Source organism: Burkholderia puraquae (genome assembly GCF_002099195.1).
Lineage (GTDB): Bacteria > Pseudomonadota > Gammaproteobacteria > Burkholderiales > Burkholderiaceae > Burkholderia > Burkholderia puraquae.
In genome coordinates, this window is record NZ_NBYX01000012.1 from 122,260 (window position 1) to 137,892 (window position 15,633).

General features: G+C 68.0%; 18 protein-coding genes. 10 read left to right on the top strand and 8 right to left on the bottom strand.

Features of this window, described 5'->3' with window-relative positions; genetic code table 11:
• Positions 1–17 precede the first annotated feature (17 nt).
• From B7G54_RS22665 to B7G54_RS22680, 4 genes are all read left to right on the top strand, one after another.
• Entirely contained in the window at positions 18–1,187 is a 1,170-nt protein-coding gene (locus B7G54_RS22665) for an ABC transporter permease subunit (RefSeq protein WP_085041111.1), read from the top strand.
• Positions 1,188–1,211: 24 nt separating this feature from the next.
• Positions 1,212–1,988, top strand: a complete 777-nt coding sequence (locus B7G54_RS22670) for an ABC transporter ATP-binding protein (protein WP_011352945.1) — start codon at positions 1,212–1,214, stop codon at positions 1,986–1,988.
• Positions 1,988–2,704 carry an ABC transporter ATP-binding protein gene (locus B7G54_RS22675; protein WP_059233416.1) on the top strand — a complete coding sequence of 239 codons (717 nt, stop codon included), beginning with the start codon at positions 1,988–1,990 and terminating at the stop codon, positions 2,702–2,704. The genes B7G54_RS22670 and B7G54_RS22675 overlap by 1 nt, the downstream gene beginning before the upstream one ends.
• Before the next feature lie 328 nt (positions 2,705–3,032).
• On the top strand, positions 3,033–3,704 hold the full coding sequence (locus B7G54_RS22680; protein ID WP_085041112.1) for a DUF2278 family protein: 672 nt from the start codon (positions 3,033–3,035) through the stop codon (positions 3,702–3,704).
• Positions 3,705–3,728: 24 nt separating this feature from the next.
• Here the strand turns inward: B7G54_RS22680 and B7G54_RS22685 are convergent, their stop codons facing one another.
• The 3 genes from B7G54_RS22685 to B7G54_RS22695 all read right to left on the bottom strand — a co-directional run bounded on the left by B7G54_RS22685 (position 3,729) and on the right by B7G54_RS22695 (position 6,707).
• On the bottom strand, positions 3,729–4,184 hold the full coding sequence (locus B7G54_RS22685) for a GNAT family acetyltransferase (RefSeq protein ID WP_085041113.1): 456 nt from the start codon (positions 4,182–4,184) through the stop codon (positions 3,729–3,731).
• A 13-nt stretch (positions 4,185–4,197) separates the two neighbouring features.
• Positions 4,198–5,382, bottom strand: coding sequence for an acetylornithine transaminase (locus B7G54_RS22690; protein WP_085041114.1), 1,185 nt, complete (start codon positions 5,380–5,382; stop codon positions 4,198–4,200).
• A 293-nt stretch (positions 5,383–5,675) separates the two neighbouring features.
• Entirely contained in the window at positions 5,676–6,707 is a 1,032-nt protein-coding gene (locus B7G54_RS22695) for a CDP-6-deoxy-delta-3,4-glucoseen reductase (RefSeq protein WP_085041115.1), read from the bottom strand.
• A 107-nt stretch (positions 6,708–6,814) separates the two neighbouring features.
• Between B7G54_RS22695 and B7G54_RS22700 the strand changes: the two genes are divergently transcribed.
• Positions 6,815–7,852 carry an NAD-dependent epimerase/dehydratase family protein gene (locus B7G54_RS22700; RefSeq protein WP_085041116.1) on the top strand — a complete coding sequence of 346 codons (1,038 nt, stop codon included), beginning with the start codon at positions 6,815–6,817 and terminating at the stop codon, positions 7,850–7,852.
• Here the strand turns inward: B7G54_RS22700 and B7G54_RS22705 are convergent.
• Both B7G54_RS22705 and B7G54_RS22710 read right to left on the bottom strand, forming a co-directional pair.
• A complete protein-coding gene (locus B7G54_RS22705) occupies positions 7,835–8,023 on the bottom strand; it encodes a hypothetical protein (protein WP_085041117.1) in 189 nt (62 codons plus the stop codon). The two genes, B7G54_RS22700 and B7G54_RS22705, sit on opposite strands and share 18 nt — an antisense overlap.
• Before the next feature lie 105 nt (positions 8,024–8,128).
• Positions 8,129–8,845: a pseudouridine synthase gene (locus B7G54_RS22710; RefSeq protein ID WP_085041118.1), complete on the bottom strand. Its 717-nt coding sequence runs from the start codon at positions 8,843–8,845 to the stop codon at positions 8,129–8,131.
• Positions 8,846–8,959: 114 nt separating this feature from the next.
• On the opposite strand from B7G54_RS22710, the gene copC reads away from it, so the two are divergent.
• The 4 genes from copC to B7G54_RS22730 all read left to right on the top strand — a co-directional run bounded on the left by copC (position 8,960) and on the right by B7G54_RS22730 (position 11,946).
• On the top strand, positions 8,960–9,334 hold the full coding sequence (gene copC / locus B7G54_RS22715) for a copper homeostasis periplasmic binding protein CopC (protein WP_085041119.1): 375 nt from the start codon (positions 8,960–8,962) through the stop codon (positions 9,332–9,334).
• A 63-nt stretch (positions 9,335–9,397) separates the two neighbouring features.
• Positions 9,398–9,898: a DinB family protein gene (locus tag B7G54_RS22720; RefSeq protein ID WP_085041120.1), complete on the top strand. Its 501-nt coding sequence runs from the start codon at positions 9,398–9,400 to the stop codon at positions 9,896–9,898.
• A gap of 179 nt (positions 9,899–10,077) precedes the next feature.
• Positions 10,078–10,851, top strand: coding sequence for an SDR family oxidoreductase (locus B7G54_RS22725; protein WP_034186294.1), 774 nt, complete (start codon positions 10,078–10,080; stop codon positions 10,849–10,851).
• A gap of 165 nt (positions 10,852–11,016) precedes the next feature.
• On the top strand, positions 11,017–11,946 hold the full coding sequence (locus B7G54_RS22730; RefSeq protein ID WP_085041121.1) for a LysR family transcriptional regulator: 930 nt from the start codon (positions 11,017–11,019) through the stop codon (positions 11,944–11,946).
• A gap of 40 nt (positions 11,947–11,986) precedes the next feature.
• Here B7G54_RS22730 and B7G54_RS22735 read toward each other — a convergent pair whose 3' ends face one another.
• Positions 11,987–12,883, bottom strand: a complete 897-nt coding sequence (locus B7G54_RS22735) for a LysR family transcriptional regulator (protein ID WP_085041122.1) — start codon at positions 12,881–12,883, stop codon at positions 11,987–11,989.
• Between the two features lie 106 nt (positions 12,884–12,989).
• On the opposite strand from B7G54_RS22735, the gene B7G54_RS22740 reads away from it, so the two are divergent.
• The gene (locus tag B7G54_RS22740; protein ID WP_085041123.1) at positions 12,990–13,880 is read left to right on the top strand and encodes an alpha/beta fold hydrolase; all 891 of its coding nucleotides are present in this window, start codon (positions 12,990–12,992) and stop codon (positions 13,878–13,880) included.
• A gap of 30 nt (positions 13,881–13,910) precedes the next feature.
• Here the strand turns inward: B7G54_RS22740 and B7G54_RS22745 are convergent, their stop codons facing one another.
• Both B7G54_RS22745 and B7G54_RS22750 read right to left on the bottom strand, forming a co-directional pair.
• Positions 13,911–14,810 carry an SDR family oxidoreductase gene (locus tag B7G54_RS22745; protein WP_085041124.1) on the bottom strand — a complete coding sequence of 300 codons (900 nt, stop codon included), beginning with the start codon at positions 14,808–14,810 and terminating at the stop codon, positions 13,911–13,913.
• 40 nt (positions 14,811–14,850) lie between these two features.
• Positions 14,851–15,588, bottom strand: coding sequence for an SDR family oxidoreductase (locus B7G54_RS22750; RefSeq protein WP_085041125.1), 738 nt, complete (start codon positions 15,586–15,588; stop codon positions 14,851–14,853).
• Positions 15,589–15,633 lie beyond the last annotated feature (45 nt).

Sequence of the window (15,633 nt, forward strand, 5' to 3'; positions counted from 1 at the left end):
GGAAGGGAGCAAACAACATGACATCCATTCAACCGATCGAATCCTCGACGTCGCTCGTCGAAGAGCGCAACGTCGCCAAGACCGTCATCATCGGCATCCTGACCGCTGTCTTCGTGATTGCCGCGCCGATCATCATCGGCTCGGCCGGCGGCAACTACTGGGTCCGCGTGCTTGACTTCGCGATGCTGTACGTGATGCTCGCGCTGGGCCTGAACGTGGTGGTCGGCTTTGCCGGCCTGCTCGACTTGGGCTATATCGCGTTCTACGCAGTGGGCGCGTACACGGCGGCCTTGTTGAGCTCGCCGCACCTGAGCTCGCAGTTCGAGTGGATCGCGGCGCTCGCGCCGAACGGGCTGCATGTGCCGTTCCTGATCATCGTGCCGATCGCGATGGCGCTGGCGGCCACCTTCGGGATCCTGCTCGGCGCGCCGACGCTGCGCCTGCGCGGCGACTACCTGGCGATCGTGACGCTCGGCTTCGGTGAAATCGTCCGGATCTTCATGAACAACCTCGACCGTCCGGTGAACATCACCAACGGCCCGAAGGGGATCACGGGCATCGATCCGGTGCACATCGGCGGCTTCAACCTGTCGCAGACGCACTCGCTGTTCGGGATCCAGCTGCCGTCGGTCTACATGTACTACTACCTGTTCGTGCTGTGCTCGCTGCTGGTGATCTGGGTGTGTACGCGCCTGCAGCATTCGCGTATCGGCCGCGCATGGGCGGCGATCCGCGAAGACGAGATCGCGGCGAAGGCAATGGGCATCAACACGCGTAACGTGAAGCTGCTCGCATTCGCGATGGGTGCGTCGTTCGGCGGCCTGTCGGGCGCGATGTTCGGCTCGTTCCAGGGCTTCGTGTCGCCCGAGTCGTTCACGTTCTGGGAATCGATCGTGGTGCTCGCGTGCGTGGTGCTCGGCGGCATGGGCCACATCCCGGGCGTGATCCTGGGCGCGGTGCTGCTCGCGATCTTCCCGGAATTCCTGCGTTCGACGATGAGCCCGCTGCAGCACGCGCTGTTCGGTCATGACATCGTCGATACGGAAGTGATCCGCCAGGCGCTGTACGGCCTCGCGATGGTGGTCATCATGCTGTACCGCTCGGAAGGCCTGTGGCCCGCGCCGAAGCATGAGGACAAGATCGCGAAACTGGCGAAGCGCGCCAGCAAGAAGCCGGTGCGCGCTTAACCTACGGACACTGGGGATACACACATGAGCGACAAACAAATCCGACTGTCCGTCAAAGGCGTGAACAAGCGCTTCGGTGGCCTGCAGGCGCTGTCCGACGTCGGCCTCGAGATCAAGGAAGGCGAGATCTATGGGCTGATCGGCCCGAACGGCGCCGGCAAGACGACGTTCTTTAACGTGATCACGGGCCTTTACACGCCGGACTCCGGCGAGTTCAAGCTCGACGGCACGGAATACAAGCCGACGGCGGTGCATCAGGTCGCCAAGACGGGCATTGCGCGCACGTTCCAGAACATCCGCCTGTTCGGCGGGATGACGGCGCTGGAGAACGTGATGGTGGGCCGCCACGTGCGCACCAAGCACGGGCTGCTCGGCGCGGTGTTCCAGACGCCGGCCGAACGCCAGGAAGAGCGCGAGATCAAGGAGCGCGCGATCGAGCTGCTCGAATACGTCGGCGTGCTGCAGTACGCGGACTACACGTCGCGCAACCTGTCGTACGGCCACCAGCGCCGTCTCGAGATCGCGCGTGCGCTGGCCACCGACCCGAAGCTGCTCGCGCTCGACGAGCCGGCGGCCGGGATGAACGCGACCGAGAAGGTCGAACTCACGCGCCTGCTCGACAAGATCCGCTCGGACGGTCGCACGATTCTCCTGATCGAGCACGACGTGAAGCTCGTGATGGGGCTGTGCAACCGGATGACGGTGCTCGATTACGGCAAGGTGATCGCCGAGGGTCTGCCGCAGGACGTGCAGAAGAATCCGAAGGTGATTGAGGCATATCTCGGCGCAGGGGTGCACTGATGGCAGCGGCAATGTTGAAAATCAAGGGCTTGCAGGTCAACTACGGCGGCATCCAGGCCGTCAAGGGCGTTGACATGGAAGTCCGCCAGGGCGAGCTCGTGACGCTGATCGGCGCGAACGGCGCAGGCAAGACCACGACGATGAAGGCGATCACGGGTCTCAAGCCGTATTCGGCGGGCGACATCGAGTACGACGGCAAGTCGATCAAGGGCGTGCCGTCGCACGAACTGCTCAAGCGCGGCCTCGCGATGGTGCCGGAAGGCCGCGGGATCTTCGCGCGGATGTCGATCATCGAGAACATGCAGATGGGCGCGTACCTGCGCAACGACAACGAGCAGATCAAGAAGGACGTCGAGCGGATGTTCGGCTTCTTCCCGCGCCTGAAGGAGCGTGCGACGCAGCTCGCGGGCACGCTGTCGGGCGGCGAGCAGCAGATGCTGGCGATGTCGCGTGCGATCCTCTCCAAGCCGAAGCTGCTGCTGCTCGACGAGCCGTCGATGGGGCTGTCGCCGATCATGGTCGAGAAGATCTTCGAAGTGGTGCGCGAGATCTCGAAGGAGGGCATCACGGTGCTGCTGGTCGAGCAGAACGCACGCCTCGCGCTGCAGGCGGCCGACCGCGGCTACGTGATGGATTCGGGCACGGTCACGATGGAAGGCGACGCGAAGCAGATGCTCGACGATCCGAAGGTGCGGGCTGCGTACCTGGGTGAATGAGTGAGTGAATGAGCGGGGCCGGTGGCGCGCGACGGCAGATGCCGGGCGCGTCGCACACGGGCTTTCGAAAGGCTGTCACGGGATGCCGTGACAGCCTTTTTTTCGTGTCATGCGATTCGGGTCGAACTTGTGCGGGCGGGCGCGACTCCATTCGACTGTTGCGCCGTGCACGCGGCGCGGGAGCGATGGGGCGGCTGCCCGTTGCCGGTCGTCCATTGCCGGTCGCCCGCAGCCAGTCGCCCGCAGCCAGTCGCCGGCAGCCAGTCGCCGGCAAACCGACACACGGGCCGCGTAGCATGGACGGCCCATCGGGACACGGAGAGCACGCATGAGTCTGGACTACGGTTTCGTGAAGGCGAAGGTGACATCGGTGGCGAAGCTGAAGGGCTCGCCGCACCGCAGCGAGATCCAGTATCACATCCACCTGACGCTGGCGCTGCCGGGAGGCGACTGGGACGTCGCGATCAACGTCGGCACCAGCGATGCGGACGACCTGCTGAACTACAAGCTCGTCTACGATTTCCACCACCCGATCACGCAGACGCTCGCGGCCGCGGCCGAAGGCTATACGGACCTGACGGGGCAGGCCGCGCTGCCCGCGCTCGACTACCTGCGCAGCGACATCCTGAACGAAACGGGCGCTTGGCGCGCGAGCGCCGTGATGGACGGCACGGAGCATCAGGAGCCGATCCCGTCGCTGCTGCGGCTCGTGAGCGCCGCGCAGTCGCAGGGGCTCGACGTCGTCGTGTTCGGCCGCTCGTATGCCGAAGGCAACGGCATCCACGACACGCACATGAACCAGGGCTCGACCGGCGCGAACTACCTGCATCGCGCGGGCGACGACCACAACGACCACAACGACATCTGGCAGGACGGTGCGCTGATCGTGCGCGTGAGCGACACGCAGTGGGCTGCGTATTTCGCCGCGTTCGAGCAGCAGGCCGTGCCGACCGACGCGCTCGGCAATCCGTTGCCGGGCGCGGGGCCGATCACGCGCTGAGATGGCCGGCTGCCGGCCTTCGCTTCATGCGGCCGGCAGCGTCTTGCCGAACGAGATGCGTTCCTCGACGCGATAGCCGAGGGCTGCGTAGAAGCGGCATGCGTCGTCATTGCCGGGCAGGACCTGGAGGTTGATCTTCAGGCAGCCGCGCGCGGCGAGCGCGCGTTCCGCGTGCGCGATCAGTGCGCGGCCGATGCCGAGCCGCCGCGCGTCGTTCGATACGCCGAACGAGTAGAGCCAGCCGCGATGTCCGTCGAAACCCGCCATCAGCGTGCCGACCACGCGTGCGCCGCTGGTCGCGACGAAGAACAGCTCCGGCTGCGTCGCGAGCTTCAGTTCGATTGATCGCAGCGGATCGCGGTGCGGCGGTGCGTCCGCGTCTTCGTACTGCGGGAACGCGTCGCGCCATACCGCGAGCACGGCATCGGTGTCGGCGCGTTCGAACGGGCGGATTGCGACAGCATTGGTGGCGGCATCCATCGGCAGGGTCTCGTCAGAGCGTGTCGAGAATCGACCGCAGCATCGCCATCATCTGGTCGATTTCCTCGGTCGTCACGTTCAGTGCGGGCATGAAGCGCAGCAGGTTCGGCCGCGCGGCGTTCAGCAGCAGGCCGTCGGGCTGCATGTCGCGCGCCTTCTCGACGATCTGCGGGCCGATGTCCTTGCCGAGCAGCAGCGCGCGCAGCAGGCCTTCGCCGCGTTCGCCTTCGAAGCCACGCTCCTCCGACAGCTCGAGCAGCCTGCGCTTCAGGTATTCGCTGCGCGCACGCACGCCTTCGAGGAAGCCCGGCGCGACGAGCTGCGAGATCACCGAATAGCCGACCGCCGTCATCAGCGGGTTGCCGTTGTACGTGCCGCCCTGGTCGCCGGCCTCGAACACCGCGACCTCGGCCTTCGACAGCAGCGCGCCGAGCGGGGCGCCGCCGCCGATGCCTTTCGCGAGCGTCATGACGTCCGGCTCGATGCCGGACAGCTCGTACGCGAACAGCGTGCCCGCGCGGCCGCAGCCGCTTTGCACTTCGTCGACGATCAGCAGCAGGTTGTGCTGCTTCGTCAGCGCGCGCAGCGCCTGCATGAATTCGCGCGTCGCCGGAATCACGCCGCCTTCACCCTGGATCGGCTCGAGCATCACCGCGACGGTCTTGTCGTTGATCAGCTTCTCGACCGAGTTGATGTCGTTCAGCTCGGCCTTCGGGAAGCCCGGCACCTGCGGCGCGTAGATCGTGTCCCAGCCCGGCTTGCCGCTGGCCGACATCGTCGCGAGCGTGCGGCCGTGGAAGCTGTGGTCGAACGTGATGATCTCGTACGCACCGTTCTTGAACTTGCGGCCCCACTTGCGCGCGAGCTTGATCGCGCCTTCGTTCGCCTCCGCGCCGCTGTTCGTGAAGAACACCTTGTCGAACACGCTGTGCTGCGTGAGCAGGCCCGCGAGCTTCGCCATCGGTTCGTTGTAGAACGCGGGCGACGGGTTCAGCAGTTTTTCCGCCTGCGTCTTCAGCGCTTCGACGATGCCGTCGTTGCAGTGGCCGAGGCTGTTGACCGCCCAGCCCTGGATGAAGTCCAGATAGCGCTTGCCCGTGTGATCGTAGAGCCACGAACCCTTGCCGTGCGTAAACACGATGTCGGGGCGGTTCGTGATGTACATCAGCGAGTCGATCGGATAATCGTTCAGGGGCATGGCAGCAGACTCCAGCGGACGTTGAAAGGGAAACAGGCAATAAAAAAGCCACGGAAGGCCGTGGCTGGTGGGTTCGAACAGCTTGTGCGTAACCGGTGAAGCAGTGCGGGGGTTACGCGCGAGTCCGTGACGAGCCGGCGGCATCCGGGCGGAGCGGCGAGCGGCGACGTCGAAGGGCGGACAGGAAGCAGTTCATGTGCGCAAGCATAAGGCATCCCGCGCCCCACTGTAAACCGCCGCGATGCCACGGATGTGACATCGCGGTGCGCAGCGCGGGATGCGGGTGCGGGGTGTCAGACCGGATGCGCGAGATCGGCGGCGCTCGTGAACGAGTCCGCGTAGAACTCGTCGGCCGGCAGCGCGTGGTGCTGCGTGAAGTCGCGCTGCGCGGATTCGACCATCACCGGCGCGCCGCAGGCGTACACCTGGTGGCCCGACAGATCGGGCAGGTCCTCGATCACCGCGCGATGGACGAAGCCCGTGCGGCCCGTCCACTGGTCGCCGGCGTCCGGCTCCGAGAGCACCGGCACGTACTTGAAATTCGGGATCTCGCGCGCCCACTGCTCGGCGAGCTCGCCGAGGTAGATGTCCTTCTTGCGGCGCGCGCCCCAGTAGAGCGTCATCGGGCGCGCGATGCCCGTGTGCTTCACGTGCTCGATGATCGCCTTGATCGGCGCGAAGCCCGTGCCCGATGCGAGCAGGACGATCGGCTTGTCGGAATCCTCGCGCAGGAAGAAGGTGCCGAGCGGGCCTTCGAAGCGCAGGATGTCGCGCTCCTTCATCGCGCCGAACACGTGGTCGGTGAACTTGCCGCCCGGCATGTGGCGGATGTGCAGCTCGACCGGGCCTTCCTCGTGCGGCGCGTTCGCCATCGAGTAGCTGCGGCGCGAGCCGTCCTTCAGGATGAACTCGACGTACTGGCCCGCGAGATACTGCAGGCGTTCGTTGGCGGGCAGCTGCAGCTTCACGACCATGACGTCGTCGGCCTTGCGTTCGAGCGCGGCGATCCGGCACGGCAGCTTCTTGACCTGCACGCCGTCGACGCCGGCGATCTCGCGCACGTCGATCTCGAGATCGCACTGCGCCTTGGAGCAGCACAGCAGCGCGAGGCCGCGCGTGCGCTCGTCGTTGGACAGTGCCGACGCGGCGTGCGGGCCCTGTTCGATCTGGCCCGACACGATCTGGCCCTTGCAGGAGCCGCACGCGCCGTTCTTGCAGCCGTACGGCAGGTGGACGTTCTGGCGCAGCGCGGCCGCCAGCACGGTTTCGTCCGACTCGACCTGGAATTGCCGGCCGCTTTGCTTGAGAGTGACGTTGAATGCCATAGAACCAAACTAGAACAAAATGTGGGGACCGTGCATGTCGAGCACGGCAGCTACAATGCAAGCCCGTTGCGCGTCGCGCAGCGGTGGCTACTGATTTCGCAACCAACATGATCGCGACTCGAATCCTGCGCCGGCCGCGCGCACTGATCGTCGGCTGCGGCGACGTCGGCATGCGCTGCATCGCGCAATGGCGCGACACGCGCCGCAACCTGCGGATCTTCGCGCTGACGAGCCACCCGGCCCGCCGCGACGAACTGCGTGCCGCGGGCGCGACGCCGATCGTCGGCGACCTCGATCGCCGCGCGACGCTCGGCCGCCTCGCGGGTCTGGCCCGCACGATCCTGCATCTCGCGCCGCCGCAGTCCGACGGCCGCGACGACCGCCGCACGCGTGCGCTGATTGCCGCAACGACCGTGCCTGCGCGACGGCCACCGGTGCCGCCGGCACCGGCGGTCGGCCGGCTCCGAACGCTGCGCACCGCTGCCCGACAGGCCGGCGCGCCCGTTCGGGCAGCGCGTATTGTACCCGACGGCCTTCGCGCGCCGAGGCTCGTCTACGCCAGTACGACGGGCGTATACGGCGATTGCGGCGGCGCACGCATCGACGAAACGCACCCGCTGCGCCCCGCGAATCCGCGCGCGTTCCGGCGCGTGTCGGCCGAGCGGCAACTGCGCGCGGCGACGGTGCGCGGCGTGCTGTCCGCGCGCATCGTGCGCATTCCGGGCATCTACGCGGCGAACCGTCTGCCGGTCGCGCGGCTCGAGCGCGGCACACCGGCGCTCGAACCGGCCGACGACGTCTACACGAACCACATCCACGCGGACGATCTCGCGGCGATCCTGCGCCGCGCGGCCGAACGCGGCAAGCCGGCGCGCGCCGTGCACGCGTCGGACGACAGCGAACTGCGGATGGGGGAGTATTTCGACCGGGTCGCGCAGGTGCTCGGCCTGCCGAAGCCGCCACGCGTCAGCCGCGCGGACGCCGAGCGCCAACTCGAACCGACGCTGCTGTCGTTCATGCGCGAGTCGCGACGCCTGTCCAACGCACGGCTCAAGGCCGAATTGTGCGTGACGTTGCGGTATCCGACCGTAGACGATTTCCTTCAAACGCTCGCGCCGGGCAGCGCGTCAGGTCAGCGCCGGTAACGCCTCGATCAGCAGGAAGCACAGCAGCGCGCCGATCAGCGCGCCAATCAGGTTCGGATGGTATTTGTGCTTCATGTGCATCGCGGCCAGCAGCCCGCCGATCACGATGACACCGACGACCGCGAACGCGATCATCACGGACGACAGTTCGAAAGAATGGTTGATGTTCATGATGTCTCCCCTGCATCGCTGCTCGTACAGCTTGTGATTTCAGTATAGCGGGGGAATCTGCGGCCGAGATGCGGCCGCGCGTCGAACGGTCGTGCGGATTTTCCCTTACAGGGTTTTGACGGGATTGCGCAGTGCTGACAGGTCGGCGTCGTCGAGCCACCGCCATGCGCCGGGTGCGAGATCGCCCGGCAGCATGAAGCCGCCGATGCTTTCGCGATGCAGCGCTTCGACGCGATTGCTCACCGCCGCGACCATGCGCTTGACCTGGTGATACTTGCCTTCGAGGACGGTCAGCGCGAGCGAGTGCCCGTCGCGTGCGTCGGCCGCGACCGCTGCGATCGGCTTCGGCTCGCCGTGGAGCTGTACACCGGTGCGCAGCGCGTGCAGTTGTATGTCGTCGAGCGGGTGGCGCACGGTCGCCACGTAGGTCTTCGGCACCTTGCGCTTCGGCGACGTGTACGCGTGCACGAACTGGCCGTCGTCGGACAGCAGCAGCAGGCCCGTCGTGTCCTGGTCGAGCCGTCCGACGCACTGCACGCCGCGCGCGACGAGCGGTGCGGGCAGCAGGCTGAATATGCTCGCATGGTGTTGCGGATCGCGCGAACACTCGTAGCCGGCCGGCTTGTTGAGTGCGAGATAGGCGTGCGCGTGGAACGGCCACGCCGTATCGTCGACCGAGAACACGAGGCCGTCGGTGTCGAACGCGGCGTCGGGGTCGGTCGCGCAGGCGCCCGCCACGGTGACGCGGCCCGCTTCGATCAGGCCGCGGCACTGGCGGCGCGAGCCGAAGCCCTGGGTGTAGAGAATGCTTTCGAGATCCATAGCGCGCGCATTCTATCAAGCGATGGCGCGCGGCCGGCATGAACCCGCATGCGCTGGTAAGCTGCCGGTACGCCGCGCGGGGCGCGGCGCCCGTTCATTCTTCACGGAAAGTCCATGCCTTTCGCTTCGTTCCCGTTCGGCCGCAAGGCTGCCGCCGTCGTCCTCGCCGCGACTGTCTCGTCGGCCGCGTTCGCGCATGCGCATCTCGCGAAGAGCGACCCGGCGGCCGGCGCGGCGGTGGCCGCTGCACCGGCCGCCGTCGCGATCGACTTCACCGAGCCGCTGGAGCCGGCGTTCAGCTCGATTGTCGTCGTCGACGGCGCGGGCAAGACGGTGTCGGACGGCCGTGCGCGCATCGACGCGTCGAACCGCAAGCGGATGACGGTACCGCTCACGGCGGTCGGCACGGGTGCCTATACGGTGAAATGGGTGGCCGTCGCGGCCGACGGGCACCGCACGCAGGGCGCGTACGGCTTCAGCGTGAAGTGACGCAACGGCTGCGGCAGGCCCGTGCCAGGGCTGCCGCAGCCTCTATCCGACAGGGAGTCCCGCATGAATCCGACGACGCTCGACGCACTCGCCGATTTCCCCCGTCTGCTCGAAGCCCATTTCGCGGCCGTACCCGACGGCTACGCGCGCTGGACGCCCGATGACTGGGCCGGGATCCCGAGCGAGCACTTCTCGCCGCTTGGGCAGCTCTGCCACGTGCGCGACATCGAGATCGACGGCTATCACGTGCGGCTGCGGCGGATGCTCGACGAGGACCGGCCGCTGCTCGAGTCGATCGATGGCGACGCACTCGCGATCGAGCGCCGCTACAACGACGCGTATGCATCCGACGTGCTCGCGGCGATCCGCGAAGCGCGGCGCGAGACGCTGGACCTCGTGTCGCGCCTCACACCCGAGCAGTTCGCGCGTACCGGGGAGTTCGACGGCTACGGCTCGCTGACCATGCGCGGGCTTGTCCACTACCTGTGCAGCCACGACCAGCAGCACCTGGCCGGCATGCAATGGCTGCTCGGCAAGATCGACGCGGCGCTGTACGCGCGCTGAGCCGGGCGGCATTCACGCAATCGATCGCAGATTCCGGCGTGGTTGTCGGTGCGGCAGGCTGCATTGCCCGGCTCCGATTGGATCGTTTCTCTGGATAATCCATCCAGCCGCGACCGGCTGACCGGTGCGTCGCGCGTGCCTACACTCCAAGCTTCGTTCAACGAGAAAAGGAGTCAACCGTGGCAACTCATACGCTCGCAGACAAGGTCGTCCTGATCGCAGGCGGCGCAAAGAATCTCGGCGGCCTGATCGCGCGGGATCTGGCGGGCCACGGCGCGAAAGCGGTGGCGATTCACTACAACAGCGCGGCGTCGCAGGCGCAGGCCGAGGAGACGGCCGCCGCGGTGCGCGCGGCCGGCGCGGAAGCTGCCACGTTCCAGGGCGACCTGACGACGGCCGCCGCGGTCGAGAAGCTGTTCGACGACGCGAAGCAGCGCTTCGGCAAGATCGACATTGCGATCAACACGGTCGGCAAGGTGCTGAAGAAGCCGTTCACCGAGATCAGCGAAGCCGAATACGACGAGATGTTTGCGGTCAACAGCAAGTCGGCGTTCTTCTTCATCAAGGAAGCGGGGCGGCACCTCGAGGATCACGGCAAGCTCGTCACGCTCGTGACGTCGCTGCTCGGCGCGTTCACGCCGTTCTATGCGGCGTACGAAGGGTCGAAGGCGCCCGTCGAGCATTTCACGCGCGCGGCGTCGAAGGAATACGGCGCACGCGGGATCTCGGTGACGGCCGTCGGGCCGGGCCCGATGGACACGCCGTTCTTTTACCCGGCCGAGGGCGCCGATGCGGTCGCGTATCACAAGACGGCGGCCGCGCTGTCGCCGTTCAGCAAGACGGGCCTGACCGACATCGAGGATGTCGTGCCGTTCATCCGCCATCTCGTGACCGACGGCTGGTGGATCACCGGCCAGACGATCCTGATCAACGGCGGCTATACGACCAAGTAACCGACCGGCAACGGGCCGCGCGGCGCACTGCAGTGGCTCGTTTGCGTGGACAATGGACGGGCGCATGGCCTCGCGGCTGCGCGCCCGTTTTCTCTGTGCCGCCGGATCTTGCCGCGACGCGCGGCGGCCGGCGGCGGCGATCGTCCGAACCTATGTTCCCTGCCGATGGACAAGCTGGATCAGGTCAGAATCTTCCTGCAGGTTGCCGAGATGGGCAGCTTCATCAAGGCCGCGCATGCGCTCGACGTGCCGCGCGCGACCGTGTCGGCGGCCGTCCAGCAGCTCGAGACGGGGCTCGGCACGCGCCTCTTGCACCGCACGACGCGCCAGGTGCAGCTGACTGCCGACGGCGCGCTACTGCTCGAACGCGGCCGACGCCTGCTCGCGGAGGCCGACGAACTCGACCGCCTGTTCCGCCGCCGCGACCGCGACGTGATCGGCCGGCTCAACGTCGACGTGCCGAGCCGGATCGCGCGCCGCATGGTGGCGCCCGCGCTGCCGTCGCTGTTTCGCCGGTACCCGAAGCTGCAACTGTCGCTCGGCTCGACCGATCGGTCGATCGACCTGGTGCAGGAGGGCGTCGATTGTGCGATTCGCGTCGGGCGGCTCGCGGACAGCAGCCTCGTCGTGCGGCCGCTCGGCCAGTTCACGCTGATCAACTGCGCGAGCCCCGGCTACCTGCGCGAATGCGGCGTGCCCGAGCATCCGGATGCGCTCGCGCACGGACACTGGGCGATCGGCTATGCGTCGCCGACGACTGGGCGCGAGCTCGACTGGGAATACTGCGCGGACGGTGAGAGGCACACGCTCGCGCTGCCGAGCCGCGTGATCGTCAACAACGCCGAAACCTATATCGCCAGCTGCATCGCAGGGATGGGGCTGATCCAGATTCCGCGCTTCGACGTCGAGCATCTGCTCGACAGCGGCGCACTCGTCGACGTGATGCCCGGCCACCGCGCCGCGCCGATGGACGTGTCGGCCGTGTACCCGCACCGGCGCCATCGTTCGCGCCGGCTCAATGCGTTCATCGAGTGGTTCGGGGAACTGATGGCGAGCGCGCTGACGAGAGGCGCGGAGGGCGCTGAGGGCGACTGACTGGCACGAGCGGTTTGCGTCACGCGCCGTCGCGCCTGATTCAACGGGGCAGCGCCGCGAACTGCCGGCTGCGCCCGGTGTCCCGCACCGCATCGATCAACGCCGCGCCGGCGCCATCCGGTTTCGCCGCGAACGCGTAGAAGCGCGCGGCCGGCAGCGCCGGCAGGCCGTCCTGCGGCCCGCATTCGCGCAGGCCGTCGCGCAGCTGGCTGCGCGCCAGCGCGGTGACCGCGAAGCCCGCGAGCGCGGCCGACACGCAGCCGGCCATGCTGCTGCTCTCGAACAGCACGCGAAACGGCCGTAGCGCAGCGGCGAGCGCCGCGACGGCGGCTTCGCGATAGACGCACGGCTGCGGAAACAGCGCGAGCGGCACGTCGCCGCTCGCTTCGAGCGTGCGATCCGACGCGAACGCCCACACGAGCGGTTCTTCCCACAGCAGTTCGCCCGGCGTATCGACCTGCCGGCATTGCTTGCCGAACACGACGTCGAGCCGGCCGAGCGTCTGCTCGCGCAGCAGCGACGCGGTGATCCCGACCTTCAGCTCGATCGACGTGCGCGGGTGGCGGTCGCGAAACGTGCGCAGCACGTGCGGCAGCCACGCGCCCGCGAAATCCTCCGACGCGCCGACCCGCAGCCGCCCGTGCGCCGGTGCGCCGCGCAGCCTCGCGCGCACTTCGCGCTCCATGTCGACGATGTTGCGCGCGTACGCATACAGCGTATCGCCGGCCGGCGTGAGTGCGATGCGGCGGGTCGTGCGCGCGAGCAGCACCGTGCCGGCCGCCTGTTCGAGCCGCTTGATGTGACCGCTGACGGCGGACGGCGTCAGCGCGAGCCGTTCCGCGGCCGGCGCGAACCCGCGGCTGTCGACGACTTCGAGGAAGGTACGCAGCAGCGTGATGTCGAGCGAGGTCGATGCGGGATCGGTCAGCGGTTCCATGGATCAACTCAACGCAATACTCGAAGAATTGGCAATGATACTCCGTGAATCGTGATGAAATGCCGGCCTACCATCGTGCACTCGGATCGACCCAACGGAGTGCACGATGACGACCTATGCGCATGCGACGACCGCGTCGCTCGACATTGCCTATCTCGAATGGAACCCGCGCGGCGAGCGCGTGGCCGTGCTGCTGCACGGTTGGCCGGACAGCCCGGTCGGCTGGGACGCCGTGGCGGCGGCGCTCGCCGCGCGCGGCTACCGGGTGCTCGCGCCCGCGCTGCGCGGTTTTGCGCCGACCCGCTTTCGCGATCCATCCGTGCCGCGCAGCGGCCAGCTCGCGGCCCTCGGACGCGACCTGCTCGACTTCGTCGAGGCCCTTGGCATCGAGCGGCCCGTGCTGGTCGGGCATGACTGGGGCGCGCGGGCGGCCGCGAACGCGTGCGGGCTGCGCGATGGCGCCGCATCGCATCTCGTGATGCTGTCGGTCGGGTACGGCACCAACGATCCCGGTCAGCCGCTGTCGCTGCAGCAGGCGCGCAACTACTGGTATCACTGGTTCATGGCGACGCCGCGCGGCGAGCACGCGTTGCGCGACGATCGCCGCGCGTTTGCCCGCTTGATGTGGGACACGTGGTCGCCGCCGGGCTGGTATCGCGACAGCGATTTCGACGCGGCCGCCGCGGCGTTCGACGGGCCCGACTGGATCGACGTCGTGCTGCGTTCGTACCGGCATCGGTGGGGATTCGCACCAGGCACGCGGGCCTATGCGGACGACGATGCGCGGCTGAACCCCGCGCCGGTGCTGGCGCTGCCGACGCTCGTGCTGCATGGCGGCGCGGACACCTGCAATCATCCGGACAGTTCGGCCGGGCGCGAGCGGTTCTTTGCGGGGCGCTACGCGCGGCAGGTGCTGGATGGCGTCGGCCACTTTCCGCAGCGCGAGGCGCCGGCGGCGGTCGTCGACGCGATCCTCGGGTTCTGCGAGCCAGGCTGATGCGCGCCGGCGTGTCCGGCGCGCGGCGGATCAACTGCCGACGCGGGCCGCGAGCAGGTCGGCGAGGCCGATGTTCCTGAACATCTCGCGGCGAATGCGGTCGCCGACGCGGAACACTTCTTCCGCGCCATCCTGCGACGGATCGACGAACACGCGGTACGGGCGCTTGCCGGCTGGCGCGGCGACGATGTCGGCAATCGCCGTTGCGACGGTGCCGGCATCGGCGTCCGCCGGTTCGAGCGCGGCGAGGCCCTGCAGTGCCTGCTCCGCGACGCCCGCATAGGGGCCATCTTCGTACGCGGCCTGTACGGCCGCATCGGCCGGCTTGCCTGCGTGGGCGAAGTGATTCGTGCCCTGGGTGAAGGCGCCCGGCACGACGATCGACGTCTCGATGCCCCAGCGGGCGAGTTCGGCCGCATAGGACACCGCGAGCGAATCCATCGCGGCCTTCGCGGCAAAGTATGGGGCGAGGAACGGCGGCGTACCGCCGCGCGCGGACGACGACGACACCCAGACGAGCAGGCCGCGGCCCTGGCGGCGCAGGTGCGGCAGCGCCGCGCGGTTGACGCGCTGGGTCGATACGACGTTGATGTCGTAGAGCTGGGCGATCTGCTCGGGCGCGAACGCTTCGGCCGGGCCGAACACCATGTGGCCGGCGTTGTGGACGATAACGTCGAGGCGGCCGTTGTCCGCGATCACGCGATCGATGGCGGCGCTGACCGACGTGCCGTCGCCGACGTCGAGCTCGACGGTGCGCAGGTCGACGCCGTGTTCCTGCGCGTAGGCTGCGATGGCGGCGACGCGCGGCGCGTTGCGGCCGGTGCTTTCGCGCATCGACGCGTAGACGGTATGGCCGGCGCGGGCAAGCGCCTGGGCCGTCAGCAGGCCGAAGCCGCTGGACGCGCCCGTGACGAGAATGACTTCCTTCATGATCGATCTCCGGTAGGAGGGGGATGCGGCCGGCGGCCCGTCAGCACATGCCGCCGTTGGCGCGCAAGACCTGACCGTTGACCCACGTGCCGTCGGGGCCGGCGAGGAACGCGACGACGCTGGCGATGTCCGCGGGCTGGCCGAGCCGCTCCAGCGGATTCATCTTCGCCATCCGGTCGACGTGTTCGGCGCTCTTGCCCTGCAGGAACAGTTCGGTTGCCACCGGCCCTGGCGCGACGGCGTTCACGCTGATGCCGCGGCCGCGCATCTCCTGCGCGAGCACCTGCGTCATGCCTTCGACGGCCGCCTTGGTCGCGATGTACACGCCGTAGGTCGGCAGGCGCATGCCGATCACGCTCGATGTCAGGTTGACGATGCGGCCGCCGTCGCGCACGCGCTTCGCCGCCTCGCGGCTGACGTTGAACGCTCCCTTCAGGTTGATCGCGACGGTCTGGTCGAACGCCGCGTCGTCGAACTCGGCGAGGGGGGCGAGCTTCATCACGCCCGCGCTGTTGACGACCACGTCGATACGGCCGAATGCCTGCTCGGCCGCGTCGAACAGGGCGGCCACGGCCGCGGGATCGACGACGTCCGCCTGTACCGCGACGGCTGTGCCGCCGTCGGCGACGATCGAGTCGACCACTTCCCGGGCCGGGCCGGCGCCGCCGGCATAGTTCACGACGACCTTGAAGCCGTCGCGCGCCAGACGGCGGGCGATTTCCGCGCCGATGCCGCGCGACGAGCCCGTGACGAGGGCGACCTGTTCCGATGTGCTCATGTCCTGCTCCTTGATTCGCGAGTGCCGTGCGATCCGGCGACAGGA

What these genes read in the sequence shown, in the direction of transcription:
- B7G54_RS22665 (WP_085041111.1), top strand. Translation starts at nt 18, where the DNA reads ATGACATCCATTCAACCGATCGAATCCTCGACGTCGCTCGTCGAAGAG.
- B7G54_RS22670 (WP_011352945.1), top strand. Translation starts at nt 1,212, where the DNA reads ATGAGCGACAAACAAATCCGACTGTCCGTCAAAGGCGTGAACAAGCGC.
- B7G54_RS22675 (WP_059233416.1), top strand. Translation starts at nt 1,988, where the DNA reads ATGGCAGCGGCAATGTTGAAAATCAAGGGCTTGCAGGTCAACTACGGC.
- B7G54_RS22680 (WP_085041112.1), top strand. Translation starts at nt 3,033, where the DNA reads ATGAGTCTGGACTACGGTTTCGTGAAGGCGAAGGTGACATCGGTGGCG.
- B7G54_RS22685 (WP_085041113.1), bottom strand. Translation starts at nt 4,184, where the DNA reads ATGGATGCCGCCACCAATGCTGTCGCAATCCGCCCGTTCGAACGCGCC.
- B7G54_RS22690 (WP_085041114.1), bottom strand. Translation starts at nt 5,382, where the DNA reads ATGCCCCTGAACGATTATCCGATCGACTCGCTGATGTACATCACGAAC.
- B7G54_RS22695 (WP_085041115.1), bottom strand. Translation starts at nt 6,707, where the DNA reads ATGGCATTCAACGTCACTCTCAAGCAAAGCGGCCGGCAATTCCAGGTC.
- B7G54_RS22700 (WP_085041116.1), top strand. Translation starts at nt 6,815, where the DNA reads ATGATCGCGACTCGAATCCTGCGCCGGCCGCGCGCACTGATCGTCGGC.
- B7G54_RS22705 (WP_085041117.1), bottom strand. Translation starts at nt 8,023, where the DNA reads ATGAACATCAACCATTCTTTCGAACTGTCGTCCGTGATGATCGCGTTC.
- B7G54_RS22710 (WP_085041118.1), bottom strand. Translation starts at nt 8,845, where the DNA reads ATGGATCTCGAAAGCATTCTCTACACCCAGGGCTTCGGCTCGCGCCGC.
- copC (WP_085041119.1), top strand. Translation starts at nt 8,960, where the DNA reads ATGCCTTTCGCTTCGTTCCCGTTCGGCCGCAAGGCTGCCGCCGTCGTC.
- B7G54_RS22720 (WP_085041120.1), top strand. Translation starts at nt 9,398, where the DNA reads ATGAATCCGACGACGCTCGACGCACTCGCCGATTTCCCCCGTCTGCTC.
- B7G54_RS22730 (WP_085041121.1), top strand. Translation starts at nt 11,017, where the DNA reads ATGGACAAGCTGGATCAGGTCAGAATCTTCCTGCAGGTTGCCGAGATG.
- B7G54_RS22735 (WP_085041122.1), bottom strand. Translation starts at nt 12,883, where the DNA reads ATGGAACCGCTGACCGATCCCGCATCGACCTCGCTCGACATCACGCTG.
- B7G54_RS22740 (WP_085041123.1), top strand. Translation starts at nt 12,990, where the DNA reads ATGACGACCTATGCGCATGCGACGACCGCGTCGCTCGACATTGCCTAT.
- B7G54_RS22745 (WP_085041124.1), bottom strand. Translation starts at nt 14,810, where the DNA reads ATGAAGGAAGTCATTCTCGTCACGGGCGCGTCCAGCGGCTTCGGCCTG.
- B7G54_RS22750 (WP_085041125.1), bottom strand. Translation starts at nt 15,588, where the DNA reads ATGAGCACATCGGAACAGGTCGCCCTCGTCACGGGCTCGTCGCGCGGC.